Here is a 23,285-nt window from a genome sequence, read left to right on the forward strand (position 1 = left end):
CCGCTCGGGCCCGCTCTAGCGGGCGGGCCGGCTTTTGTCGAGGGTGCGCTCGCGCGTGGTGGGGATGCCCTGCGGGGCGAGCACGGGAACGAAGACGCGGCGCGAGGCGCGGGCGGCGACGGGCAGGCCCTGGTAGAGCCGCTTCTGGGCCTCGACGATGATGACGCCCGAGAACATCGGCCAGAGCGAGCGGCCGAGCCGCTCGAAGGCGCCGCGCAGCTTCTGCACGCCGCGCAGCTTGGAGGGCGGGAAGAACAGCGCCTCGGCGGAGGCGCCGGGGGTGAAATTGGTCTCGCGCAGCAGCGCGGTGAGCTGGCCGCGGGAATAGGGCCGGCCGGAGCCGAAGGGCGTATGCTCCATGCGCGCCCAGACGCCACGTCGGTTCGGCACGACGATGACGAGGCGGCCGCCGGGAGCCAGCACGCGCCAGAGTTCCTTCATCGTCTCGCGCGGGTTCTCGGCGAATTCCAGCGAATGCACCATCAATATCCGGTCGACCGAGGCGTCCGGCAGGGGCAGTTCCTCGTCGAAGATCAGCGCCGTCGAGGAAAGCTCGCCCGGCGGCCAGTTCACCGCGCCCTGGCCGGCGGGCATGAAGGCGAAGGTGCGCTCCGTATCGGCGCGGAAGCGGTCGAGATAGGGCACGGCATAGCCGAGCCCGACCAGCCGCTCGTCCGGCAGCCGCGCCCAGAGCGAGGCGAGCGCCATGGCGATCGAGTGATCGGCAAGGCGGCCGAGGGGCGAGTGGTAGAATTCGCGGAGGTCGACGATATCTGCATGCATGGACAAGATGTTAGCGATGGTCCGGTGGACTTCAAGGCCGATTGCCTTACATTCGCCCGCGATGCCCTGCCGATGTGACGAGGAATGGACCATGACCCCGCTGGAAATCGAACTGTTTGCCTGCCGCAGCGATAATTTCGGCGTGCTCCTGCACGATCCGGCGACGGGCGCGACGGCGAGCATCGATGCGCCGGAGGAAAAGCCGATCCTCGAGGCGCTGGAGCGCCGCGGCTGGCGCCTCAGCCATATCTTCACCACCCATCACCATGGCGACCACGTGGAGGCCAACCTTGCGCTGAAGGACCGCTTCGGCGCGACGATCATCGGCCCGGCGCGCGAGACCATTCCGGGCATCGACCGCAAGGTGGATGGCGGCGACAGTTTCGATTTCGCCGGCCGGCGCGTCGAGGTCATCGCGACGCCGGGCCATACGCTCGGCCACATCTGTTTCCACCTGCCGGAGGAGAAGCTGCTCTTTGCCGCCGACACGCTCTTCGCGCTCGGCTGCGGCCGGCTCTTCGAGGGCACGCCCGCGCAGATGTGGGATTCTTTATCGAAGCTCGCGGCGCTGCCGAAGGAGACGACCGTCTATTTCGGCCATGAATACACGCTGTCGAATGCCCGATTTGCGAAGACTGTGGACCCGGAGAACGTGGCGCTCGCGCATCGTGTCGAGGAGATCGAGGCGCTGCGGGCCGCCGGTGCCTTCACCGCGCCGACGACCATCGGCCTCGAAAAGGCGACCAATCCGTTCCTGCGCGCCGCCGACCCGGCGATCCGCCGCCATCTCGGCATGGAGGGGGCGAGCGATGTAGAAGTCTTCGCCGAAATCCGCGGGCGGAAGGACCGGTTCTGAGATCAGGCGGGGCTTGCGACCTGCCGCCTGAAGATCATGTCCTTGGCGGCCAGCACCGCCCCGCCCGTCACCAGCAGGCAGGCAAGCGCGATGGTCCAGCTCGGCTCGGCAAAGCCGGAAAGCACGAGGACCAGCGTGGAGAGCAGCGGCGCGGCGTAGCTCGCAGCGCCGAGGATCTGGATGTCGCCGTTCTTCACCCCGAAATCCCAGACATAGAAGGCGGCTCCCACCGGCAGCAGGCCGAGGCCGGCGACGGCGAGCCATTCGAAGCCCGTCTGCGGCCAGATCGTCGTTTCCAGCAGCAGGTGGCAGATGAGCGACAGGATCGCGGTGGCAAGGCAATAGCCGGTCACCACGTCCGTCGAGACGGCCTCGAAGCTGCGGGTGGCCAGCGAATAGCCGGCCCAGGTGAAGGCGCAGAGGAAGGCCGCGCCATAGCCGATGAGATAGGCGCTGTCGAAGGCGACGCCGTTGCGTCCGACGATGAGCGCGGTGCCGCCGAGGCCGAGCAGCGTGCCTATCACATGGTTCCAGCGCAGCGTCTCGCCCGGCAGCAGCGCCGAGCCGGTGACGATGAGGAGCGGCCATAGATAGGCGATCAGGCTCGCCTCGACTGCCGGCGCGTTGCGCAGTGCCGTGAAGTAGAGGAAGTGATAGCCGAAGAGGCCGAGGATGCCGGTGACCCAGACCTTCGCCGGCTGCCTCAGCAGGCGCGCGCGCTGCGGCCGCGCGACGAGCACGGCGATGCCGGGCAGGCTGCCGATCAGGAAGCAGACGGCGGAAAGCTGGAAGGGCGGCATCTTGCCGGAGGCCGCGGTGAAGAGCGCCAGCAGCGCCCACATCAGGATCGCTGTAAAGCCGATCAGGGTTGCACGTGTCTTCAAGCGATCGCTCCGCCGGTCTGCCGACCGGCAGCCGTATCAACCGCCGAAGCGCGTGGCCGAGACGGTGACGGGGCCGAGCTTGGTCGGAATCCTCACATAGACCGGAGCATATACATTCGCTTCCTCGGCCTTGGCAAACCAGATTTCCATCGTGCTCAGCCTGCGCAGGTATTCGACGTCGTCGCGGCCCTTCTTGTAGCCGGACTTCGGGATGAAGCGGATGCCGCAGACCACGGCCTCGCCCTCGAAGCCCTTGGTGGAATAGGGTTTCGTGCCCTTCGACGTCAGCTGGAGATCCATGCGGGATTCACCGTCGAAGATCGGCAGCGTCTTGGGGCAGATGCGCTTGCCGGCGGGGATGATGAGGCCGGAGATCGGGTCGAGCACCGCGCGCATGTCGGCGCTGGAGACGGGCACCCAGTTGTCCGGCTTCCGGCGCGCCGGCACCATGCTGGCGTGGATGACGTTGCCGTTGCGGAAGGTCACGTCGATGGCGCGGCCGCGCTTGCCGCTGCGGTAGGTCACCGAATAGGAGGTGGCGTGCAGGTTGTCGCGCCCGATGGTGCCGGAAACGGAGGTCGTGCCCTGCGTGCGGGAGAAGATGTCGGCAAGGCCGGCCGAATGCAGGCTGCCGGAAATGGTGTAGCGGTTGCCGGAAAACGCCGAGCGGAAGCTGGCGGTGGCGACCGGCAGGCCGGAAAGGCGGATGCTGTAGTCCGTCTGGTGCTGGACTTCCGCGGCCGACAGGGGGCCTGCGCCGCCCAGAAGCGCAAGCGACACCGCTGCGCCAGCAATCCAACCTCGCCCGTTCATCGTCTCGTTTCCATCTCTTCCGACAAAGAAATCGTCTAGCAGACGCCCGCCTAGCCCGCCATTGCGGCGATTCTACGCCGTGGAAAATCGCGCCTTTGCCTGCTATTGCCTGCAAATCATGACACTTGGCAACTGAATTCCCGCTGAACGGCAGGTTTGGCTTGACGTCGCCGGCCAGTGTGACTATAGAACCGCAACTTTCCAAAAAGGCCAGACGGACTGCGGCCGGTTTCGGTGCCGGAAACGTATTGTCCTGAACAAGAAAAATAGGTGTACCATGTCCCGTAGTTGCGAATTGACCGGCAAGGGCGTCCAGTCGGGCAACAATGTGAGCCACGCGAACAACAAGACGAAGCGCAAGTTCCTGCCGAACCTGTGCAATGTCACGCTGATTTCCGATGCCCTCGGCCAGCGTTTCCGTCTTCGCGTTTCCGCAGCCGCTCTCCGCTCGGTCGAGCACCGCGGCGGCCTCGATGCCTTCCTCCTGAAGGCCGAAGAGAACGAACTGTCGATGCGCGCCCGTCTGCTGCGCCGCCAGATCGCCAAGAAGACGGCTGCCGCTGCCGCCTGATCCAGGCAACAGGCCGAAGCATTCTCATTGAGGCTTGACCGCTCTGCGGGCAGGCCTCAATGCTTTGCGCACACATCGCTACTCCAACTGGTGGCATCACCCAGGATAAAAAAATGCTCGCGAACCGCGTTACCCTTATCTATGTCCTCCTGATGACGGCCGTGGTCGTCGCCTCCAACGTGCTGGTGCAGTACCCGCTTTCGGGCGAGCTGTTCGGCATCGCGCTCGGCGATCTCCTGACCTATGGCGCATTCACCTACCCCGTCGCCTTCCTCATCACCGACCTCACCAACCGCCAGTTCGGCCCGCGCGTCGCGCGCCGCGTCGTGGCGGCCGGCTTCCTCGTGGCGGTGCTGTTCTCGATCGGCGCATCCACGCCGCGCATCGCCATCGCCTCCGGCTCGGCCTTCCTTGCCGGCCAGCTGCTCGACATCTCGGTCTTCAACCGGCTGCGGCGGCAGACCTGGTGGCGCGCGCCGCTGATCGCCTCGCTGATCGGCTCGGTGCTCGACACGATGATCTTCTTCTCCTTCGCCTTCGCGCCGGCCTTCTCGGTCTTCGGCCCCAACGACGCCTTCGCGATCGAATGGGCGCCGGTGCTCGGCGTCTTCACCTCGGAAGCGCCGCGCTGGATTTCCTGGGCGATGGGCGACTTCTCCGTGAAGGTGCTGGTCGGCCTCGTCATGCTGCTGCCCTACGGTGCGCTGATGAGCCGGCTGATGCCGATGCCGGGTGTCGAGAAGGCGGCCTGAGGCGACGTAACGCCTATTTTTCCGAAAGCAGGCGGAATTCCAGCATCAGGTTGCGCTGGAGGATGGAGTGGTTGTCGTCGGAAACGACGATGATACGGATATCGTCCTTTGCCATCGCCACCACGTCCAGCCCTTCCATATTGTCGATCTGCTGGCGAAGGTCGGCGTCGATCAGCACCTCGCCGTCGACGACCGCGCCGGGGCGGATCGTGTCGCCGGCAATCCGGCGAATGCGCATGCCCATGCCGTCCGACAGGCGGAAGCGGCGCTCCAGGAGGAGGAGATCGCCGTTCGGCAGGAAAGCGCCGTCGGTGATGTCCCAGGGGTCGCTGCGCTTCACCGCGAAGAGGCCGGCGCGCGGGCCGGCGAGCACGGCGGCGAAGACATTGCCGTCGGTATCGAGGCTGCGCTCCGTCACGGCGACCGGCACGGCGCCGAGCGGGCCTGCTGCCGGCGACATGGCAAGCGTCTCCATGCCGCGGTTCCTGCGGATTTCCCGCCGCTCTATGGGCAGCGGCAGGCGGCGCTTCGGCCTGGCGTCCATGAAGCCGGGATCGGGATAGGCGTCGATCCGGTGAAGCCCCTCGAAGCTGACGAGGAGTTCGCCCCTGCCGATGGCGAGGCCCTCGGCATCCATCTTCTCCTTGGGGTTCCCGTCGCGGCCGTCGCGGTCGATCATCGAGCGGATCTCGATATCCGCGAGGCCGCTCAACCGGCCTTCGCCGTCGCGCTCGATGCGGCCGGTCAGCCAGTGGCCGGTATCGAGCACCGAGACGAAATGTTCATGGTCGTCGCGGAAGCGGATCGCCGAGACGGCGCCGAGCAGGGGGCTTGACGACGAATAGGCGATGCCCCCGAGGAATTCGAGCTTGCCGAAGATGCGCCGGTCGGAGCCCGGCGTAAATTGCGTGATGGTGCGGCTGGAGACGGGAATGTCCGCGGCAAATACCGGCCGCGCGAGCGGCAGGCAGAGCAGGGCGCAAAGGGCGATTGCGGGAAGGGCTGGCCGTTCCCGGAGCCGCGCCCTAGCCGGCACGGCGCCCCGCCGGGCGGCGAGCGGTCGATTCGTCGGCGAAGAGCGAGGCGAGCTGTTCGGTCATGGCGCCGGCCAATTCGTCCGCATCGACGATGGTGACGGCGCGGCGATAGTAGCGCGTCACGTCATGGCCGATGCCGATGGCGAGAAGCTCGACGGGCGAACGCGTCTCGATTTGTTCGATGACCGCGCGCAGGTGCCGTTCCAGATAGTTGCCGGGGTTCACCGAAAGCGTCGAATCGTCGACGGGCGCGCCGTCCGAGATCATCATCAGGATGCGGCGCTGCTCCGGGCGGGCGAGCAGGCGGTCATGCGCCCAGATCAGCGCCTCGCCGTCGATGTTCTCCTTCAGGAGGCCCTCGCGCATCATCAGGCCGAGATTGCGCCTTGCGCGCCGCCACGGGGCGTCGGCGCCCTTGTAGACGATGTGGCGCAGGTCGTTGAGGCGGCCGGGCGATTGCGGCTTGCCGCTGGCGAGCCACTTCTCGCGCGACTGGCCGCCTTTCCACGCCTTGGTGGTGAAGCCGAGGATCTCGACCTTCACGCCGCAGCGCTCCAGCGTGCGGGCAAGGATATCGGCGCAGGTGGCGGCGACGGTGATCGGGCGGCCGCGCATGGAGCCGGAATTGTCGATCAGCAGCGTCACGACCGTATCGCGGAAGGTGGTGTCCTTCTCGCGCTTGAAGGAGAGCGGCTGCATCGGGTCGATGATGATGCGCTGCAGGCGGGCGCTGTCGAGATAGCCCTCTTCGAGGTCGAATTCCCAGGCGCGGTTCTGCTGCGCCATCAGGCGGCGCTGAAGCCGGTTGGCGAGGCGGCCGACGGCCCCTTGAAGGTGGGCGAGCTGCTTGTCGAGGAAGGCGCGCAGGCGATCGAGCTCCGCCTCGTCGCAGAGTTCCTCGGCGGTGATCGTCTCGTCGAATTCCTGCGTGAAGACGCCGTAGTCGACCTTCTCGTTGAAATCGGTGAAGGGCTGGTTCGGGCGGCGGACCTCGCCGGGCTTTTCCGTCTCGTCGCCATCGTCCTCGACGAGATCGTCGTCGGAGATTTCCGCGCCGTCCATCTCGCCTTCGTCCATCTGCTCGTCGGACGTCTCGTTCTCGTCGGCAGGCGCAGAATCGTCGCCGGCATCTTCCTGGCTGTTATTGTCTTCCTGCTCGTCGCTGCGCGGCTGGTTCTCGTCCTCGGGCGTTTCCGAATCGTCCGGTTCGTTCTCGTCCTCGCCGTATTGCTCGGCGACGTTCATGGAGGCGAGCATGTTGCGCACGACGCGGGAGAAGGCCTGCTGGTCGTTGATGGCGGAGGAAAGGCCCTCCATGTCCTTGCCGGCCTTGTCCACGATGAAATCGCGCCAGAGGTCGAGCACCTTGCCGGCCGAGGCCGGCGGGGCCTGGCCCGTCAGCTTCTCGCGCACGATGAGCGCGACGGCCTCTTCCAGCGGGGCATCGGCCTGGCGGGTGATCGCGCCGAAATTGGCCTTGGCGTATTTCTCCGTCAGCATGACGTTGAGGTTCTGGGCCATGCCGTGCATGCGGTTGGAGCCGATCGCCTCGACGCGCGCCTGCTCGACGGCGTCGAAGATCGCGCGGGCATCCGCGCCCTGCGGCGACATGGTCGCGTGGATGCGGGCGTCATGGCAGGCCTTGCGCAGCGCCATACTATCGCCGAGGCCGCGGGTGAGCGCGACTTCCGCCGGCGAAGGGCGCTTGGACAGCTCGGGCAGGCGGATGCGCTCGCCGGTCATGCCGGGGCGCTCGTTGGCGAAGGTGACCTCCACCTCCGCATCGCCCGAGACGGCGCGCACGCAACCCGTCACCGCGCGGCGGAACGGTTCCATGTCCACAACGCCGCCGGGTCTCGGCTTCGAATTGTCTCCGCGAGCTGCCATGCGCTTCACCCTGCCGTCAGGCGGTCGCTTCCAGGACGATGTTGGCGGCGCTTTCCTTCAGCTCGATGCCGAAGGCGCGCTGGTAGAGCTCGGCCACCAGCGTGCGCTCCAGTTCGTCGCACTTGTTGAGGAAGGTGACGCGGAAGGCGAAGGCGACGTCGCCGAAGATCTCCGCATTCTCCGCCCAGGTGATGACCGTGCGCGGGCTCATCACGGTCGAAAGATCGCCGTTGATGAAGGCGGCGCGGGTGAGGTCGGCGACGCGCACCATGCGCGAGATCGTCTCGCGGCCGTCCTTGCCGGAAGCGAGGCGCTTCACCTTGGCGGCGACGATGTTCACCTCGTTGTCGTGCGGCAGGTAGTTGAGCGTGGTGACGATGGACCAGCGGTCCATCTGCGCCTGGTTGATCTGTTGCGTGCCGTGGTAGAGGCCGGTCGTATCGCCGAGGCCGACCGTGTTGGCCGTGGCGAACAGGCGGAAGGCGGGATGCGGGCGGATGACGCGGCTCTGGTCGAGCAGGGTCAGGCGGCCGGAGGATTCCAGCACGCGCTGGATGACGAACATCACGTCCGGGCGGCCGGCATCGTATTCGTCGAAGACGAGCGCGACATTGTGCTGGTAGGCCCAGGGCAGGATGCCGTCCTTGAATTCGGTGACCTGAAGGCCGTCCTTGACGACGATGGCGTCCTTGCCGACGAGGTCGATACGGCTGACATGGCTGTCGAGGTTGACGCGAACGCAGGGCCAGTTGAGGCGGGCGGCGACCTGCTCGATATGGGTCGACTTGCCGGTGCCGTGGTAGCCGGAGACCATGACGCGGCGGTTATGGGCAAAGCCGGCGAGGATGGCGAGGGTCGTTTCGCGGTCGAACAGGTAGTCCGGATCGAGGTCCGGAACATAGGCGTCCGCCTTGGAATAGGCCGGAACCCGAAGGTCCGTATCAATGCCGAAAACCTCCCGTACGGAAACAGTGGTGTCCGGGAGGTTGGAAATATCGAGATCCATCTTGCTCATCACGTCTCCGCGGGCGGCGGCCTTACCTCCACCCCAAATTTATTGCACGCCAACTATGCCTTTTGCTTGACCGCATTATACGCGGCCGGGCGATTCCGCCCGACTTCGCAAATGCTCTAGCAGAAGCCGGCCTGCTTTAACAATTGATATGCTTGGATGACCGCGCGAAAACGCTCTTCCGAGCCCCTGTCTCCGCCATTTGCATCCGGGTGATGCTTTTTGACAAGCGTTTTATAGGCGGACTTGATGTCCTCCGTCGTCGCATTGGCGGAAAGGCCGAGCGTGTCGAAGGCCTTGGCCTCCAGCGTCTTCAGTTTTCGCGCGCGGGGCTCCATCTGGGGCCTGCGGCCCTTGCCTTCGTTGAAGAGGCCGAAGGGATCGCGGATGCGCTGATTTGCCCCGGCCGTGCCGGAGCGCGCCGTGCCCTGCGCCGGGCCGTTCTTGGCGGCCTTGTTGACGCCGATGGTCCAGGTGGGGCGGTGGCCGGTGATGGCCTCCTTCTGGTAGCGCGCGATCTCGCCGTCGGACAGGCCCGAGAAGTAGTTGTAGCCCTTGTTGTATTCCTTGACGTGCTCGAAGCAGAACATGAAATACTGCCCCTCGGCATTGCGGCCGACGGGTGCGCGATGCACGGCATTCTCCTCGCAGCCGTCCCACTGACAGGTCGGCGCGGAACGTTCGGGACGCTCCACGCGCCGCTTCGTGCGGATGCGGTCGAAGTATTTGGAATCGAGTTTCATGGCGCTAATTATGGGGCTCCGGAAGGCCCGCAACAAGAATTGACAAAGCGGATTGTTGCTGGCTTTGTGGGACTATTTTTCTGCGTCGCGGCCTCGCATTCCCGGCCGCCGAAGGTTCCGCAATGTCCATGAAATCCAGCATGACCGGCAAGCTCGAAGCGGCCTTCTCGCCCGAGCGCCTCGAAGTCCTCAACGAAAGCCACCTGCATGCCGGCCACCAGCCGGGGTTCGACGGCGAGGGCGAGACGCATATGCGTATCCGCATCGTCTCTTCGGCCTTCGCCGGCATGAGCCGCGTGGCGCGCCACCGGGCGATCAACGAGGTGGTGAAGGCGGAGCTCGACGCGGGTTTGCATGCGCTCGCCGTCGAGGCGGCCGCACCCGGCGAGCCGACGCGCTGGTAGTCGCTACGTGCCGGCCGGCCCGGGCTCGACCGGGCGGATGCGCAGCTTGGTGATGCGGTTCTTCACCCGCTTCATGACGATGAAGCGCTTGCCGTAGAAGGTGAAGGCCTGCCGCTCCTCCGGGATCGATTTCGATTCGTGGATGACGAGGCCGGCGATGGTCGTCGCCTCCTCGTCGGGCAGGTTCCAGGTGAAGGCGCGGTTGAGGTCGCGGATCGAGACGCCGCCGTCGACGACGAGCGAGCCGTCAGCCTCCTGCCGCACGCCCTGCATGTCGACGGCGGTCTCGTCGGAGATATCGCCGACGATCTCCTTCAGGATGTCCTGAAGCGTCACCACGCCCTGCACCTCGCCGTATTCGTCCACCACGGTGGCGAAATGCTCCTGGCGGCGCAGGAACGCGGCGAGCTGCTCCTTCAGCGTCGTCGTGTCGGGCACGAACCAGGGTTTCTGCGCGACCCTGGTGATGTCGAGGTTCCTCGGCTCCACGCCGGGTTCGGCGAGCGCGCGCAGAAGGTCCTTGGCGTGGACGACGCCGACGATGTTGTCCACTGAACCGGCCCAGAGCGGCATGCGCGTATAGGGGCTTTCCAGCACGGCCTTGACGATCTCCTCCGGTGGGTCGCCGGCATTGAGCGCCCGCATGGCGGTGCGGTGGACCATGATGTCGGAGACTTCCAGCGCGTCGAGATCGAGCCCGCTCGTAATCCTGTCGCGGTCGGATTTTGCAGCGCCCCCGTCCCGGGAGCGCTCGCCGTCCGCCTCGCGTGTTTCCTGATGCGAGCGCCAGAGGGCGGCAATCGACGAGCGCTGCCGGAAGATGAGGGCGGCGGCGACCAGGCCGAGGACGAGAACGACCCACGGCCAGACGGGAGACGCGAGCGCGGCGGACGTTTCGCCGGTCATTTCGGCAGCTTTTCCTTGAGGAAGGCGACGACTTCGGATTGCGGCACGTCGTCGGCGACGAAGGACTGGCCGATGCCGCGCGTCAGGATGAAGGTGAGCTTGCCCGCCTTGACCTTCTTGTCCTGCGCGATGGCGTCCATCAGCTTCTCGGCCGGCGGCAGGCCGCCCGGAATCTCGCCCATCGTGGTCGGCAGGCCGACCTCGCGCAGATGCGCCTCGACGCGCTTGCCGTCGTCGGGGCTGCAAAGGTTCATCCGGGCGGAGAACTGATGGGCGAGCACCATGCCGATGGAGACACCCTCGCCGTGGACGAGGCGGGCGCTGTCATATTGCGTCGCGGCCTCCAGCGCATGGCCGAAGGTGTGGCCGAGATTGAGGAGGGCGCGCTGGCCGTTCTCCCGCTCGTCGGCGGCGACGACGTCCGCTTTCGCCTGGCAGCTCGTGGCGATGGCCGTAATACGCGCCTCGCCGCCGGCAAAGACGTCGCGCCAGTTCTTCTCCAGCCAGGCGAAGAAATCCGGCTTGTCGATGAGGCCGTATTTGGCGACTTCGGCGTAGCCGGCGCGGAATTCGCGCGGGGAGAGCGTGTCGAGCACGTCGGTATCGGCGAGAACGAGATCGGGCTGGTGGAAGACGCCGATGAGGTTCTTGCCGTGCGGCGAGTTGATGCCGGTCTTGCCGCCGACGGAGGAATCGACCTGCGCCAGAAGCGAGGTCGGCACCTGGATGAAGCGCGAGCCGCGGCGCACGATGCCGGCGGCAAAGCCGGTGAGGTCGCCGATGACGCCGCCGCCGAGCGCCACCACCGCATCGTTGCGCTCGATGCGGGCGGCAAGCACGCTGTCGCAGACGCTGATCAGGTGCTCGAAGCTCTTGGTCTTCTCGCCGGCCGGCAGCACGAGCGAGACGGCCTCGATGCCTTCCGTCTTGAGGGCGGCCATGAAGCCGTCGAGATAGATCGGCGCGACATGCGCGTCGGTGATGACGGCGACCTTGCGGCCCTTGAGGCGGCTTGCGATCTCGCGACCGGCGGCAGCGATGAGGCCGGGGCCGATCAGGATATCGTAGGAGCGGTCGCCGAGGTCGACGCGCACGGTGCGGCGCGCGGTGGCAGTGGCAGTCATGGTCATCTCGTCAGGGTTTGCGGGCGGCGGCGGTGATCGCGGTGAGCACCTCCTCCACCATGGTTTCCTTCTTCACGTCGCGCGACATCACGGTCAGATCGGCTTCCGCATAGATCGGGTAACGGGCATTCATGAGGTTTTCGAGCGTCTGGCGCGGGTTCTCCGTCTTGAGCAGCGGGCGGGTGTCGCGCTTGCTGACGCGCTCCCACAGCACGTCGAGATCGGCTTTCAGCCAGACGGTGAGCCCGCCGCGCTTGATGTTGCGGCGGGTGTTCTCGTTGATATAGGCGCCGCCGCCGGTGGAGACGACGCGCGGGCCGGAGCGCAGCAGCCGTTTGATGACGCGGGTTTCCAGCGCGCGGAACTCGGCCTCGCCATAGGCGGCGAAGAGGTCGGTGATCGACATGCGCGAGACGCGCTCGATCTCGTGGTCGGAATCGACGAAGGGAATGCCGAGCGCCTGCGCCGTCATGCGGCCGATGGCCGATTTACCGGCGCCCATCAGGCCGATCAGGACGAGGTTTCGCTTGCCGAGTGCGGCGCGGGCCTCGGCGGCGAGCGTGAGAGGGGCCTGGTCGATCAGCTCGGTCATGGCGTTTTCCGGGGTTTCGCTCCTTTCCGTATCGACAAAAGCGCCGGAAGCGTCAAGCCTGCGCGGTGTCGGAGGCTTCGGATGGCCGGCGCTTCGAGGCCGATCCCGGGCCTGCCGCCCTTGCGCTTGGCGGATGGCGGGGCGATATAGGGGGCATCGCCCCGGAGACAGCCATGCCCACCCTTTTCCGCTTCCTGTTCTTCTGCGCCGTGATCGTCGGATCGGTCTATGGCGTGATGGTGGCGCTGGTGACCTTCGTCGAGCCGACCGAGCGGGAGGTGACGATCCGTATCCCCTCCGAACGGGTGAACCCGCCGCAATGAGGGACCCATCCGCACTCCAGGTCGAGTCCTTCCTCGAGATGATGAGCGCTGAGCGGGGCGCGGCGGCGAACACGCTGCAATCCTACGAACGCGACCTCGAGGATGTGCGGTCCTTCCTCAACGAACGCGGCGTGCGCCTTGCCGAGGCGGCGCCGGACGATCTCAGGGCCTATCTCGGCCATCTCGCACGGCAGGGATTTGCCGCGTCCTCGCAGGCGCGGCGACTTTCGGCGCTGCGGCAGTTCTTCAAGTTCCTCTATGGCGAGGGCCTGCGGGGCGACGATCCGACCGGGATCCTCGATGCACCGAAGAAGGGGCGCTCGCTGCCCAAGACGCTGAGCGTCGACGACGTCACGCGCCTGATCGGCCGGGCGGAGGCGGAAGCGGCGGAGCCGGGCGGCAACCTTCTCCTCAAGCGGCGCATGCATCTGCTGGTCGAGCTGCTCTATGCGACGGGCCTGCGGGTCAGCGAGCTGGTCTCGCTGCCGGCAAGCGTGCTGGCGCAGACGGGACGCTTCCTCATCGTGAAGGGCAAGGGCAACAAGGAGCGGCTGGTGCCGCTGTCGCGCGCCGCCGTTTCGGCGCTGGAGGCCTATGGCGAGACGTTGGCGGCCGCGATCGGCGACGATCCGGCGACGGGCAGCTTCCTCTTTCCGGCTGAGAGCAAGGAGGGGCACCTGCCCCGCCAGGTCTTCGCCCGCGACCTCAAGGCGCTGGCCGGCAGGGCGGGCATCAGGGCCGCGACGCTCTCGCCGCATGTCCTTCGCCATGCCTTCGCCAGCCACCTCCTGCAGAACGGCGCGGACCTTCGCGCGGTGCAGGAACTGCTGGGTCACTCGGACATTTCCACGACACAAATCTATACGCATGTGCTGGAAGAACGGCTGCACCAGCTCGTTCAAACCCATCACCCTCTTGCCAAACAGGCAAAAAAACCGGATTAGGACCCCTCCGCTTGCGACTGGCCTTTCGGCCGAGCGCAGCCTGGCGCGGTTTGAGCAAACGATCGGAAACGCATCTCATGCACAACTACCTCGATTTCGAAAAGCCCATCTCGGATCTCGAAGGCAAGATCCACGAGCTGAGAAAGCTTGCGGAAGAAGATGAGAGCATCGACACGAGCGACGAGGTCGGCAGGCTGGAAGTCCGCGCCCGCGAGGCCATGGCGGATATCTATTCCAAGCTGACGCCCTGGCAGAAGACGCAGGTCGCGCGCCATCCGCAGCGTCCGCATTTCGTCGACTATGCCGCGCAGCTCTTCGAGGAATTCACCCCGCTCGCCGGCGACCGCAAGTTCGCCGAAGACGAGGCGATCCAGGCCGGCCTCGGCCGGTTCCGCGGCGAGGCAGTCGCCATCATCGGCCAGGAAAAGGGCAACGACACCAAGTCGCGCCTCAAGCACAATTTCGGCAGCGCCCGGCCGGAAGGCTACCGCAAGGCGATCCGCGTCATGGAAATGGCCGACCGCTTCGGCCTGCCCGTCATCACGCTGATCGACACGGCCGGCGCCTATCCGGGCATCGGCGCGGAAGAGCGCGGCCAGGCGGAAGCCATCGCCCGCTCCACCGAGATGTGTCTCAATGTCCGCGTGCCGATCGTTTCCGTCGTTCTCGGCGAGGGCGGCTCGGGCGGCGCGATCGCGATCGCCACGGGCGACCGAGTCTACATGCTGGAACATGCGATCTATTCCGTGATCTCGCCGGAAGGTGCGGCCTCCATCCTCTGGCGCGATTCCACCCGCGCCAAGGAAGCGGCGAGCAACATGAAGATCACGTCGGAGGACCTGAAGGCCCTCGGCGTCATCGACGGCATCATTCCCGAGCCGGTGGGCGGCGCGCATCGCGATCCGGCCGCCGTCATCGGCCGCACGGGCGACGTCATCGCCGCCGCGCTGAAGGACCTTTCGGCCAAGCCCGGCGACCAGCTTCGCAAGGATCGCCGCCAGCGCTACCTGAATATCGGCCGCCAGCTCTGACCTGCCGGCCGGGTCCGCACCCTTTCGCCCCATCTCGGCCACAATCCTTGTGTGTGAAGGGGGCTGCGGTCGTCCGGCAGTCTCGCGAAAGAATTCCCGGTTAAGAGTTTATGAAGTATAAGCCGGTTACGACTGCGCGTCCCGCCCTGCCGGCGCGACGGCTCGCGATCTGACGATAGTTCACGGACCCTTGCATGCGCCTCACCGTTCTTGCCGCCGTTTCGCTTCTCGCCGTGGTTACCGCGGGATGCACCAATGAGACGCTCGACTCGTTCGACAAGGTCGACGTCGACATTTCCAGGGTGTCCAGCAAGACCGGCTACCAGCTCTCGCCGGCGGTGCTGAGCAAGTTCTCCAAGATGAACATCGACCGGTCCTCGCCGATCATGCTGCGCATCCTGAAGGAGGAGGGGCGGCTGGAAGTGTGGAAGGCCGACCGGTCCAACCGGTTCCAGATGGTGCGCAACTACAAGATCTGCGCCTGGTCCGGCAAGCTCGGCCCGAAGACGAAGGAAGGCGACCGCCAGGCGCCGGAAGGCTTCTATCCGCTCTCGCGCGGCCAGATGAACCCGAATTCGAGCTACTATCTCGCGATCAACACCGGCTTTCCCAATACGTATGACCGCGCCAACAAGGCGAGCGGCACCAACCTGATGATCCATGGCGCCTGCTCCTCGTCGGGCTGCTATTCGATGACCGACGAGCAGATGCTCGAAATCTTCGCCTTCGCGCGCGACGCCTTCGACGGCGGGCAGAAGACGGTCCAGCTCCAGGCGTTCCCCTTCCGCATGACCGCGGAGAACATGGCGCGCCACCGCGACAATCCGAACATCGAATTCTGGAAGATGCTGAAGGTCGGCTGGGATCACTTCGAGATCACCAAGCGGCCGCCGGAGGTCAATGTCTGCGAAGGCAAGTATGTCTTCAACCAGCAGGCCGACAAGCCCTTCTCGCCGGTCGGCGCCTGTCCGGCGATGACGACGCCGTCTTCGCTCGACGTCGCGCTTTCGAGCTACAACAAGACTTATGCCACGGCCTATGCCAAGGCGATGAGCAAGTACCAGGGCACCGTCTGGATCGAGCCGTCGGAAGCCCAGCGCAAGGCGATCGTCGCCGACCAGCGCAAGGGCCGCGAGCTTGCCTATGCGCCGACGGGCAATTCGCTCGATGCCGGCAAGCTGATGACGCAGCAGGAGATCGAGGCACAGAAGCGTAAGGCCGAGGAGGCCGAAAAGCGCAAGCTCGAAGCGGAAGAGCGCGCGAAGCAGGCGGTCGAGCAGGCCAGGCTCGATGCCGAGCAGAAGAAGGTCAAGGAAGCGGAAGACCTTGCGGCGGACGTTGCCGCCGAGAAGGCGCAGAAGCAGGCGCACGGCGCAGGCGCTCTCCCCGTTCCTGAAGAAAACCCCGGCGTGACGGTCGTCGAAAAGCCGGAGAAGAAGCCGTTCTGGAAGCTCTGGACCGCTAAGGAAGAGCAGCCGGCCAAGGTCGCGCCCGTCGCGGAGGCCTCGCAGCAGGCCGGCGAGACGAAGGTCGATGCCGGGCAGCAGGCGCAGAAGGAAGCGCGCAACCCGGCCACGGCCGCAAGCGCCGAAAAGGCGAAGAAGCCGGCGGATGCGGCCGGCACGCAGCCGGTGCCGGAAGAGAACCCGGCCGTCGAGGTCGTGGAGCAGGCGCCGAAGAAGCCCTTCTGGAAGTTCTGGCAGAAATGAGTTCCCCGGCGGGCGATGTCGAGGTCTACGATCTGCGCGGCCTGAAATGCCCGTTGCCGGTGATGAAGGCGCGCAAGCGACTTTCCACCATGGCGGCGGGCGCCGGCCTCTGGGTCGAGACGACCGATCCGCTCGCCGTCATCGACATTCCCCATTTCTGCCAGGAGGACGGCCATCTGCTCGAAGCGAGCGAGCGCGTCGAGGCCGGGCACCGTTTCCTGATCCGCAAGAAGGCCTGAGCTAGAGTTTCAGTCCGGGTATGGCGAGCGGGTTGTCGGTGAGCGCCGCGCGGTCCGGGCGGTCGATCTTCGGCGTGCCGGTGAAGGTGTCGAATAGGTCGCGCACGAAGGCTTCCGGCAAATCCCTGGTGATCAGCACCAGCCGCGTGCGGCGGTCGTCCGGGTCCGGCCATGCGGCAAGCCGCTCCGGCGGATGGAAGACGCTTTGCACGCCCTGCAGCACCAGCGGACGCTCCGGGCTGTTGCTCATCAGCACGATGCCCTTCATGCGCAGCAGCTTTTCGCCATGGGCCGAGCGCAGGAGGTCGATGAACATTTCCAGCGCCATCGGGTCGACGGGGCGGTCGTGGACGATGCTGAAGGAGCGGATCGTCGCATCGTGCCGCGTCACGTCATGAGCGTGCTGGTGGTGGTCATGCCCATGGTCATGGTCGTGATGGTGATGCCCGTGATGGTGATGCCCGTGATCGTGCCCATGCTCATGATGGTGGCCGTGCGCCTCCTCGTGCAGCCAGCGGCGGACGTCCGGGATCTTGCTGCCAGGATCGTAGAGGCCGTTGGCAAGAAGGTCCGGGCCGGCAAGGCCGGGCGTGTCGACATCCGCGACCGCGGCGCGCGGGTTGAGCGCGGCGATCTCCCGCCTGACGGCGGCGAGCGTTTCGGCGTCGGCAAGCGAGGTCTTGCTGATCAGCACGCGGTCGGCGACGGCGACCTGCTTGACCGCCTCGGGATGGTTGGCGAGCGTCGAGAGGCCGTTGACGGCATCGACCACGGTGATCACGCCGTCGAGGCTGAAGGACTGGGAGAGGACGGGATTGCCCATGACGGCCTGGAGCACCGGGGCGGGATCGGCAAGGCCGGTCGTCTCGATCACGATGCGCTTCAGCGGCTGGATCCTGCCGGTCTGCATGCGATCCATCAGGTCGGCGAGCGTATCGACGAGCTCGCCGCGGATCGTGCAGCAGAGGCACCCGTCGGAAAGCTCGATGATGCCGTCGCCCGACTGCTCGACGAGCAGGTGGTCGATGCCGACTTCGCCGAACTCGTTGATGATGACGGCCGTGTCGGTGAGCGTCGGGTCCTTCAGGAGGCGATTGAGCAGGGTCGTCTTGCCGGCCCCGAGAAAGCCGGTCAACACGGAAACCGGCACACGCCGCTCGGCAAGGGTCATGATCATCCGTCCTGTCAGAAAGTCGGCCGCGGGATCGGGATCGGCACGTTGACCATATCGCCGATGTCGCCGGCGGCAACCTGTTCGCCGGCTACCGGCTTTTCTTCCTCGCCGGCCATCAGCCCGGCATAGACGAGCCTCAGGGGCCGACTCACCTCGTGGATATAGGGAGAGGTCAGCTTCTGGCGGCCGGCCTCGTCGCGGCCCTCGCTGCGTATCTTGGCGGCATGCTTGGAGCAGATATCGGCGGAGATGTCGGCGACGATGTCGCGCGTCTCGCCATAGGGGCGGAGCTGACCGAGCGTCGGCACGTTGCCGGTGCGCGTCGTCAGGCCCTTCTGCAGCATGCCGGCGGAGATGTCGGCGCGGGCGCCGAGGCTGTCGGAGCCGAGCACCACGGAGACGACGCTGCGGCCGTTGCGGGTCGCCGAGGAGACCTGGTTGAAGCCCGACGCGCAGATGAACCCGGTCTTCATGCCGTCGGCGCCGTCGAAGCGGCCGATCAGCATGTTGTAGTTCGGATATTGCTTCTTGCCGGTGGTGAAGCCTTCGAGCGCGAAATAGTGGGCATATTGCGGGAACTCGCGCTTCAGCGTCACGGCGAGCACGGCAAGGTCGCGCGCCGTCGTGTACTGGCCCTTGCCGGGCAGGCCGTGCGGATTGATGAAGTGCGAGGAGCTCATGCCGATGCGGGCGGCTTCCGCGTTCATGCGGTCGACGAAGCCCTGTTCCGAGCCGCCGACCGATTCGGCAAGGGCGACCGCGACGTCGTTGGCCGACTTGACGAGGATGATCTTCATCGCGCTGTCGAGCGTCATCTTCTGGCCGGGCTTGAAATACATCTTGCTCGGCGGTTCGGAAGCCGCGTTCTTGCTCATGACGACGGGGCTTTCCAGCGTCTTCTCGCCGGCCTTGATGGCGCGGAAGACCGTATAGGCCGTCATCAGCTTGGTGAGCGAGGCCGGATACCAGCGCTGGAACGCATCCTCGTGCTCGATGACCTTCAGCGTGTTGACGTCCACCAGCATGCGGGGATTGGCCGCGGCGCTACCTGCCGCAAGGGACGTGGTGAGCAACAGGGCGGAGCCCAGAAACCATGCGCTCCGGCGCGTCGTTCGTCCGTTCATCTGCAAAGGCCTGTCCTCGAAATCGGGAGTTGTCTCGAACCGTCGCCCTATTTAACCTATATGGCATCGAGATGGCAAAGCCATCGAACACCGGTGGCCGACTTTCAGGCCGAAATCACAGGAAGTGTTGCATGCCCGTTCTGAACCGCGCCGCAGAATTGCAGGATGAAATCGCCGGGTGGCGCAGGCACCTGCACCGGGAGCCGGAATTGCTCTTCGCCGTGGAGAAGACCGCCGCCTTCGTCGCGGAGAAGCTGCGCGAATTCGGCGTCGACGAGGTGGTGACGGGCATCGGCCGCACCGGCGTCGTCGGCATCATCCGCGGGAGGGGCGAGGGGCGCACCATCGGCCTTCGCGCCGACATGGATGCGCTGCCGATCGACGAGACGAGCGGCAAGCCCTGGTCCTCCGCCGTCAAGGGCAAGATGCATGCCTGCGGCCATGACGGCCACACGGCGATGCTGCTCGGCGCGGCGAAGTACCTTGCCGAGACGCGGAATTTCTCGGGCAATGTCGCGGTCATCTTCCAGCCGGCCGAAGAGGGCGGCGGCGGCGGCAACGAGATGGTCAAGGACGGCATGATGGAGCGCTTCGGGATTGCCGAGGTCTACGGCATGCACAACCTGCCCGGCCTGCCGGTCGGCGCCTTCGGCACGCGCCCCGGCGCGATCATGGCGGCGACGGACGAGTTCAACATCAAGGTGAAGGGCCGCGGCGGCCATGCGGCGCTGCCGCACAAGACGGTCGATCCCATCGTCATCGGCGCGCAGGTCGTGACGGCGCTGCAGACCATCGTCTCGCGCGTCGCCGACCCCATCGCCTCGCTCGTCGTCTCCGTCACCAAGTTCAATGCAGGCTTTGCCCATAATGTCATTCCCGAGGAAGCGCAGCTTGCCGGCACGGTGCGCACGCTGAGCCCGGAGATGCGCGAGGAGGCGGAGGCCCGCATCCGCCAGATCTGCGCCGGCCTTGCCGCCGCCCACGGCGCGGAGATCACCGTCGCCTATCACCGCAACTATCCCGTCACCGTCAACCATCCGGAAGAGACCGGCCACGCGGTCGACGTGGCGCGCGGGATCGCCGGCGAGGCGGCGGTCCATGCCTCGCTCGACCCGATGATGGGCGGGGAGGACTTTTCCTACATGCTGCTCGCCCGGCCGGGCGCCTTCATCTTCGTCGGCAACGGCGATACCGCCGGCCTGCACCACCCCGCCTACGACTTCAACGACGACGCCATCCCGCATGGCGTGACCTACTGGGTCAAGCTCGCCGAAAGCCGGCTTGCCGCCTGACGCGAAGGCCCGGCTGCCGAAGCGGCAGCCGGGTACCTTGGGGGGATCGTCGCCGGCGATCAGCCGCAGACCTTGACCTTCTTGACGACGAGGTTGCCCCACTTGTCGTAGTGCTTCACCTTCTTCCAGTAGCAGTCGTAGCCGTAGTCGTCATAGACGGTGACATAGCCGCCATTGCCCCAGCCATGACCGTGGCCGTGTCCCCAGCCGTGGCCATGGCCATGACCGAAGCCGAAACCGATGGAAAGGCCGCCGGCCTGCGAGGGGGCGGCGAAGGAAAGCGCTGCGAGGGTTGCGACGGCAGCGGACAGGATGAACTTGCGCATGGGACATTCTCCTCTGGGTTCAGGGGATGGAGCCATCTCCATCCGATGACCCGAATGTCCCACGATCCCGCCCGCCGGGCTGTTCCGCAGGGAACTCGGCAAAAGGGCACCGAAAATCGCTTGGCTTAGGCGCGCGGCTTTTGTATGGGTGCAGTCAGTGGTCCCGTAGCTCAGCAGGATAGAGCACCAGATTCCTAATCTGGGGGTCCCGCGTTCGAATCGCGGCGGGATCACCATTTTTTCCGAAGAGGATTATCAGACGTCTTCCGTCTCGCGCTCGGGCGTGACGACGCGGGGCTTCGCGCGCACGGCGGGGACGATGGAGGGCTTTGCGACGACCTTCGGCTGCGGAGCCTTCATGCCGAGCATGTTGCGGATGCGATCCGAGACCAGCGGGCGGAAGCGGCTGGCGCGGAAGGGCATGTCGACGGCGCCGTAGCCTTCCGGGCCGTCGTCGTTGCCGCGGTAGAGCTCCATCAGCTTGATGCCGTAGAAGTCGCCGTCGACATAATGGCGGTAGTGGCCGGCCCAGCGGACCGTATAGATCTGGCCCTTGCGGATGCCCTGGTCGATCGAGACGTTCTTGAAGCGGTCGTTGATGCAGACCACCTTCTGGCCGACGCGGAATGTGGGCATGCGCTTCTCTCCCCCCGGGTGCTGCCTCAGCCGGACTTGTGGCAGGTGACGCCCGGCGCGTTCTCGCCGCGGGTGAGGTCGTAGAGCGTCGCCTCGTCGCCCTTGGTCCACCATTCGTAATGGCCGCCGGCATATTTCGCGCCGGAGGCGGCCATGACGTTGGCGGCGATGACCGTCTCTTCGCCGATGCGCAGGACGGCCAGCGAATTGGCGCCGACATTGATATATTCGACGCTGATGCGCTCATCGGCGTCGCACTGGTAGTTCAGCGTCTCGCGCACCACGCTCTGTTCCGGTCCCGGCAGGCGGATGACGATATCGGTGTTGTTCTTGAGGCCGGCGAGGCGGATCGCCGGGGCGCCCTCCTTGCCCGTCAGGTGCAGGATGCCGTTTTCGAGCTTCCAGGAGGTGACGGTGCCGAGCGCGTCGAAGAACTTCTGCTCCTGGTCCATGATGGCCGGGGCGCACATCTTGCGCGTGGCGGCGGCGGGGGCGAAGGCGATGTTGCCGTTCTGCACCTTCAGCTTGCCGCGATAGGTGTTGCAGCCGCCATTGCCGCCATAGGAGCCATCCGGCTTGATCTCGAGCGTCGTCTGCAGGTTGTCGATGACACCGTTGCCGCCGATATCCTCGGCCAGCCAGGTGCCGCCGAGACCGCCCGGGACCGGCTCGTCGGCATAGGCCGGAACTGCCGCCAGAAAGGCAAGGCAGGCGAGGGTCCATACTCTCAGGCGTCGGTGCACGAATTTCTCCAATCGCGTCAGCGCGGAATGCCGCTTTGCCGGGACGTTATGGCCGTCCGGGCGAAAAGGTCAAGCCATGGGTTCCAGAAGAGTAGCCGTGCCCTTGCTTTACAGCATTTCCATGACTTGTTGCAGGCGTCTTTCGCCTGTAGAGCCTTTTGCTCGATAACAAGAAAACCGCGGAAATCACCATGGCTCCCGATACGCGGCCGAAGCGCCGCATCACCATTCTCGGCTCGACAGGCTCCATCGGCACCAGCACGCTCGACGTGGTGCGCCAGCTCGGCGGGCGCGAGCGCTACGAGGTGCTGGCGCTGACCGGCAACGGCAATGTCGACCTTCTCGCCGCGCAGGCGAAGGACTGCGGCGCGCGGCTGGCGGTGACGGCGGACGAGAGCCGCTACGGCGCACTCAAGGATGCGCTTTCCGGCAGCAGCATCGAGGCGGCGGCCGGGCGCGAGGCGCTGCTTGAAGCGGGTTCCGCGGATGCCGACTGGGTGATGGCGGCGATCGTCGGCACGGCCGGCCTTGCGCCGACGCTGGCGGCGGCCAGGAAAGGCGCGGATATCGCGCTTGCCAACAAGGAATGCCTCGTCTCGGCCGGCGATCTCTTCGTCAAGGCGGTGGCGGAAGGCGGCGGGCGGCTCATTCCCGTCGACAGCGAGCACAGCGCGATCTTCCAGGCGCTGGAGGACGACCAGCGCCACGCCGTCGAGCGCATCGTGCTGACGGCATCCGGCGGTCCCTTCCGCACCTGGAGCCGCGAGCAGATGGCGGGCGTGACGGCCGATATCGCGCGGGCGCATCCCAACTGGTCGATGGGCCTCAAGATCTCCATCGGCAGCGCCTCCATGTTCAACAAGGCGCTGGAGATGATCGAGGCGAAGCATCTCTTCGACGTCAGACCGGACCAGATCGAGGTGATCGTGCATCCGCAGTCGATCATCCATTCCATGGTCGGCTATGTCGACGGCTCGGTGCTGGCGCAGCTCGGCGCACCGGACATGCGCACGGCCATCGCCTATGCGCTGACCTATCCCGAACGCTCGCCGCTCAATGTCGACCGGCTGGATTTCGCAAAGCTCGCGCGGCTCGATTTCGAGGCGCCGGACGAGGCGCGCTTCCCGGCGCTCCGGCTTGCCCGCACGGCGCTCACGCGCGGCGGCCTGCAGGGCGCGGTGATGAATGCCGCCGAGGAAGTGGCGTTCCATGCCTTCGTCGCGGGGCGCATCGGCTTCCTCGCCATGGCGGATATCGCCGAAGCGGTGATGGACAGGCTCAGCCACCTGCCGCCGGCCTCCTCCATGGACGACGTCTTCGCCGCAGACGAAGAAGCCCGGCGGGTGGCCGCCGGGCTTGTCGGGTAACCGCTTCGTCTTT

General features: G+C 66.0%; 25 protein-coding genes, 1 tRNA gene and 1 pseudogene. 12 read left to right on the forward strand and 15 right to left on the reverse strand.

Features of this window, described 5'->3' with window-relative positions; genetic code table 11:
- Window positions 1-15 precede the first annotated feature (15 nt).
- The gene (locus ACZ1A1_RS23035; protein ID WP_318910112.1) at window positions 16-783 is read right to left on the reverse strand and encodes a class I SAM-dependent methyltransferase; all 768 of its coding nucleotides are present in this window, start codon (window positions 781-783) and stop codon (window positions 16-18) included.
- A 91-nt stretch (window positions 784-874) separates the two neighbouring features.
- On the opposite strand from ACZ1A1_RS23035, the gene gloB reads away from it, so the two are divergent.
- The gene (gene gloB / locus ACZ1A1_RS23040; protein ID WP_463621750.1) at window positions 875-1,639 is read left to right on the forward strand and encodes a hydroxyacylglutathione hydrolase; all 765 of its coding nucleotides are present in this window, start codon (window positions 875-877) and stop codon (window positions 1,637-1,639) included.
- Between the two features lie 2 nt (window positions 1,640-1,641).
- Here the strand turns inward: gloB and yddG are convergent, their stop codons facing one another.
- Together yddG and ACZ1A1_RS23050 are read right to left on the reverse strand one after the other, a co-directional pair.
- Window positions 1,642-2,523 carry an aromatic amino acid exporter YddG gene (yddG, locus tag ACZ1A1_RS23045; RefSeq protein WP_463621751.1) on the reverse strand — a complete coding sequence of 294 codons (882 nt, stop codon included), beginning with the start codon at window positions 2,521-2,523 and terminating at the stop codon, window positions 1,642-1,644.
- A 36-nt stretch (window positions 2,524-2,559) separates the two neighbouring features.
- Window positions 2,560-3,336, reverse strand: coding sequence for a DUF3108 domain-containing protein (locus ACZ1A1_RS23050; RefSeq protein ID WP_313196295.1), 777 nt, complete (start codon window positions 3,334-3,336; stop codon window positions 2,560-2,562).
- A gap of 277 nt (window positions 3,337-3,613) precedes the next feature.
- Between ACZ1A1_RS23050 and rpmB the strand changes: the two genes are divergently transcribed.
- Window positions 3,614-3,907 (forward strand): 50S ribosomal protein L28, encoded by a 294-nt coding sequence (gene rpmB, locus ACZ1A1_RS23055; RefSeq protein ID WP_119259069.1) that lies wholly within the window; start codon window positions 3,614-3,616, stop codon window positions 3,905-3,907.
- A gap of 113 nt (window positions 3,908-4,020) precedes the next feature.
- On the forward strand, window positions 4,021-4,659 hold the full coding sequence (locus ACZ1A1_RS23060; RefSeq protein WP_463621752.1) for a VUT family protein: 639 nt from the start codon (window positions 4,021-4,023) through the stop codon (window positions 4,657-4,659).
- Between the two features lie 13 nt (window positions 4,660-4,672).
- Here ACZ1A1_RS23060 and ACZ1A1_RS23065 read toward each other — a convergent pair whose 3' ends face one another.
- From ACZ1A1_RS23065 to ACZ1A1_RS23080, 4 genes are all read right to left on the reverse strand, one after another.
- Window positions 4,673-5,695: an esterase-like activity of phytase family protein gene (locus ACZ1A1_RS23065; protein WP_463621753.1), complete on the reverse strand. Its 1,023-nt coding sequence runs from the start codon at window positions 5,693-5,695 to the stop codon at window positions 4,673-4,675.
- Entirely contained in the window at window positions 5,685-7,583 is a 1,899-nt protein-coding gene (gene cobT / locus ACZ1A1_RS23070; RefSeq protein ID WP_463621754.1) for a cobaltochelatase subunit CobT, read from the reverse strand. The genes ACZ1A1_RS23065 and cobT overlap by 11 nt, the downstream gene beginning before the upstream one ends.
- Window positions 7,584-7,599: 16 nt before the next feature.
- On the reverse strand, window positions 7,600-8,598 hold the full coding sequence (gene cobS, locus ACZ1A1_RS23075) for a cobaltochelatase subunit CobS (protein ID WP_119259072.1): 999 nt from the start codon (window positions 8,596-8,598) through the stop codon (window positions 7,600-7,602).
- A 116-nt stretch (window positions 8,599-8,714) separates the two neighbouring features.
- On the reverse strand, window positions 8,715-9,347 hold the full coding sequence (locus tag ACZ1A1_RS23080) for a J domain-containing protein (protein WP_463621787.1): 633 nt from the start codon (window positions 9,345-9,347) through the stop codon (window positions 8,715-8,717).
- A 113-nt stretch (window positions 9,348-9,460) separates the two neighbouring features.
- Between ACZ1A1_RS23080 and ACZ1A1_RS23085 the strand changes: the two genes are divergently transcribed.
- Entirely contained in the window at window positions 9,461-9,742 is a 282-nt protein-coding gene (locus ACZ1A1_RS23085; protein ID WP_318910106.1) for a BolA family protein, read from the forward strand.
- A 3-nt stretch (window positions 9,743-9,745) separates the two neighbouring features.
- On the opposite strand, the pseudogene ACZ1A1_RS23090 reads toward ACZ1A1_RS23085, so the two are convergent.
- The 3 genes and pseudogenes from ACZ1A1_RS23090 to ACZ1A1_RS23100 all read right to left on the reverse strand — a co-directional run.
- Window positions 9,746-10,687, reverse strand: a pseudogene (locus tag ACZ1A1_RS23090) (transporter associated domain-containing protein); the annotation flags it as partial.
- Entirely contained in the window at window positions 10,645-11,772 is a 1,128-nt protein-coding gene (gene aroB / locus ACZ1A1_RS23095) for a 3-dehydroquinate synthase (protein ID WP_463621755.1), read from the reverse strand. The pseudogene ACZ1A1_RS23090 and the gene aroB, both read right to left, overlap by 43 nt.
- 10 nt (window positions 11,773-11,782) lie before the next feature.
- Complete coding sequence (locus ACZ1A1_RS23100) at window positions 11,783-12,364, reverse strand: shikimate kinase (RefSeq protein WP_415215817.1); 582 nt, start codon at window positions 12,362-12,364, stop codon at window positions 11,783-11,785.
- Between the two features lie 173 nt (window positions 12,365-12,537).
- On the opposite strand from ACZ1A1_RS23100, the gene ACZ1A1_RS23105 reads away from it, so the two are divergent.
- From ACZ1A1_RS23105 to ACZ1A1_RS23125, 5 genes are all read left to right on the forward strand, one after another.
- Window positions 12,538-12,687 (forward strand): hypothetical protein, encoded by a 150-nt coding sequence (locus ACZ1A1_RS23105; RefSeq protein ID WP_119259121.1) that lies wholly within the window; start codon window positions 12,538-12,540, stop codon window positions 12,685-12,687.
- Complete coding sequence (gene xerD / locus ACZ1A1_RS23110) at window positions 12,684-13,631, forward strand: site-specific tyrosine recombinase XerD (RefSeq protein ID WP_463621756.1); 948 nt, start codon at window positions 12,684-12,686, stop codon at window positions 13,629-13,631. Before ACZ1A1_RS23105 ends, xerD begins: the two co-directional genes overlap by 4 nt.
- Window positions 13,632-13,708: 77 nt before the next feature.
- Window positions 13,709-14,662, forward strand: a complete 954-nt coding sequence (locus tag ACZ1A1_RS23115) for an acetyl-CoA carboxylase carboxyltransferase subunit alpha (RefSeq protein WP_313196286.1) — start codon at window positions 13,709-13,711, stop codon at window positions 14,660-14,662.
- 194 nt (window positions 14,663-14,856) lie between these two features.
- On the forward strand, window positions 14,857-16,371 hold the full coding sequence (locus ACZ1A1_RS23120; protein WP_463621757.1) for a L,D-transpeptidase family protein: 1,515 nt from the start codon (window positions 14,857-14,859) through the stop codon (window positions 16,369-16,371).
- Window positions 16,368-16,610: a sulfurtransferase TusA family protein gene (locus ACZ1A1_RS23125; protein ID WP_313196284.1), complete on the forward strand. Its 243-nt coding sequence runs from the start codon at window positions 16,368-16,370 to the stop codon at window positions 16,608-16,610. The genes ACZ1A1_RS23120 and ACZ1A1_RS23125 overlap by 4 nt, the downstream gene beginning before the upstream one ends.
- Before the next feature lies 1 nt (window position 16,611).
- On the opposite strand, the gene ACZ1A1_RS23130 is transcribed toward ACZ1A1_RS23125, so the two are convergent.
- Window positions 16,612-17,781 carry a CobW family GTP-binding protein gene (locus ACZ1A1_RS23130; protein WP_463621758.1) on the reverse strand — a complete coding sequence of 390 codons (1,170 nt, stop codon included), beginning with the start codon at window positions 17,779-17,781 and terminating at the stop codon, window positions 16,612-16,614.
- A gap of 14 nt (window positions 17,782-17,795) precedes the next feature.
- Window positions 17,796-18,908, reverse strand: coding sequence for a D-alanyl-D-alanine carboxypeptidase family protein (locus ACZ1A1_RS23135; protein WP_463621759.1), 1,113 nt, complete (start codon window positions 18,906-18,908; stop codon window positions 17,796-17,798).
- Between the two features lie 131 nt (window positions 18,909-19,039).
- On the opposite strand from ACZ1A1_RS23135, the gene ACZ1A1_RS23140 reads away from it, so the two are divergent.
- Window positions 19,040-20,200, forward strand: a complete 1,161-nt coding sequence (locus ACZ1A1_RS23140; protein WP_463621760.1) for a M20 aminoacylase family protein — start codon at window positions 19,040-19,042, stop codon at window positions 20,198-20,200.
- 59 nt (window positions 20,201-20,259) lie between these two features.
- On the opposite strand, the gene ACZ1A1_RS23145 is transcribed toward ACZ1A1_RS23140, so the two are convergent.
- Window positions 20,260-20,526, reverse strand: a complete 267-nt coding sequence (locus ACZ1A1_RS23145) for a hypothetical protein (protein WP_415215826.1) — start codon at window positions 20,524-20,526, stop codon at window positions 20,260-20,262.
- A 159-nt stretch (window positions 20,527-20,685) separates the two neighbouring features.
- Between ACZ1A1_RS23145 and ACZ1A1_RS23150 the strand changes: the two genes are divergently transcribed.
- Window positions 20,686-20,762, forward strand: a tRNA-Arg gene (locus ACZ1A1_RS23150).
- 19 nt (window positions 20,763-20,781) lie between these two features.
- Here the strand turns inward: ACZ1A1_RS23150 and ACZ1A1_RS23155 are convergent.
- The gene (locus ACZ1A1_RS23155; RefSeq protein WP_119259083.1) at window positions 20,782-21,162 is read right to left on the reverse strand and encodes a CAP-Gly domain protein; all 381 of its coding nucleotides are present in this window, start codon (window positions 21,160-21,162) and stop codon (window positions 20,782-20,784) included.
- Between the two features lie 26 nt (window positions 21,163-21,188).
- A complete protein-coding gene (locus ACZ1A1_RS23160) occupies window positions 21,189-21,905 on the reverse strand; it encodes an META domain-containing protein (protein WP_463621761.1) in 717 nt (238 codons plus the stop codon).
- 191 nt (window positions 21,906-22,096) lie between these two features.
- Between ACZ1A1_RS23160 and dxr the strand changes: the two genes are divergently transcribed.
- Window positions 22,097-23,272 carry a 1-deoxy-D-xylulose-5-phosphate reductoisomerase gene (gene dxr, locus ACZ1A1_RS23165; protein ID WP_463621762.1) on the forward strand — a complete coding sequence of 392 codons (1,176 nt, stop codon included), beginning with the start codon at window positions 22,097-22,099 and terminating at the stop codon, window positions 23,270-23,272.
- Window positions 23,273-23,285: the final 13 nt, after the last annotated feature.

Source organism: Shinella sp. R2-11 (assembly GCF_055330205.1).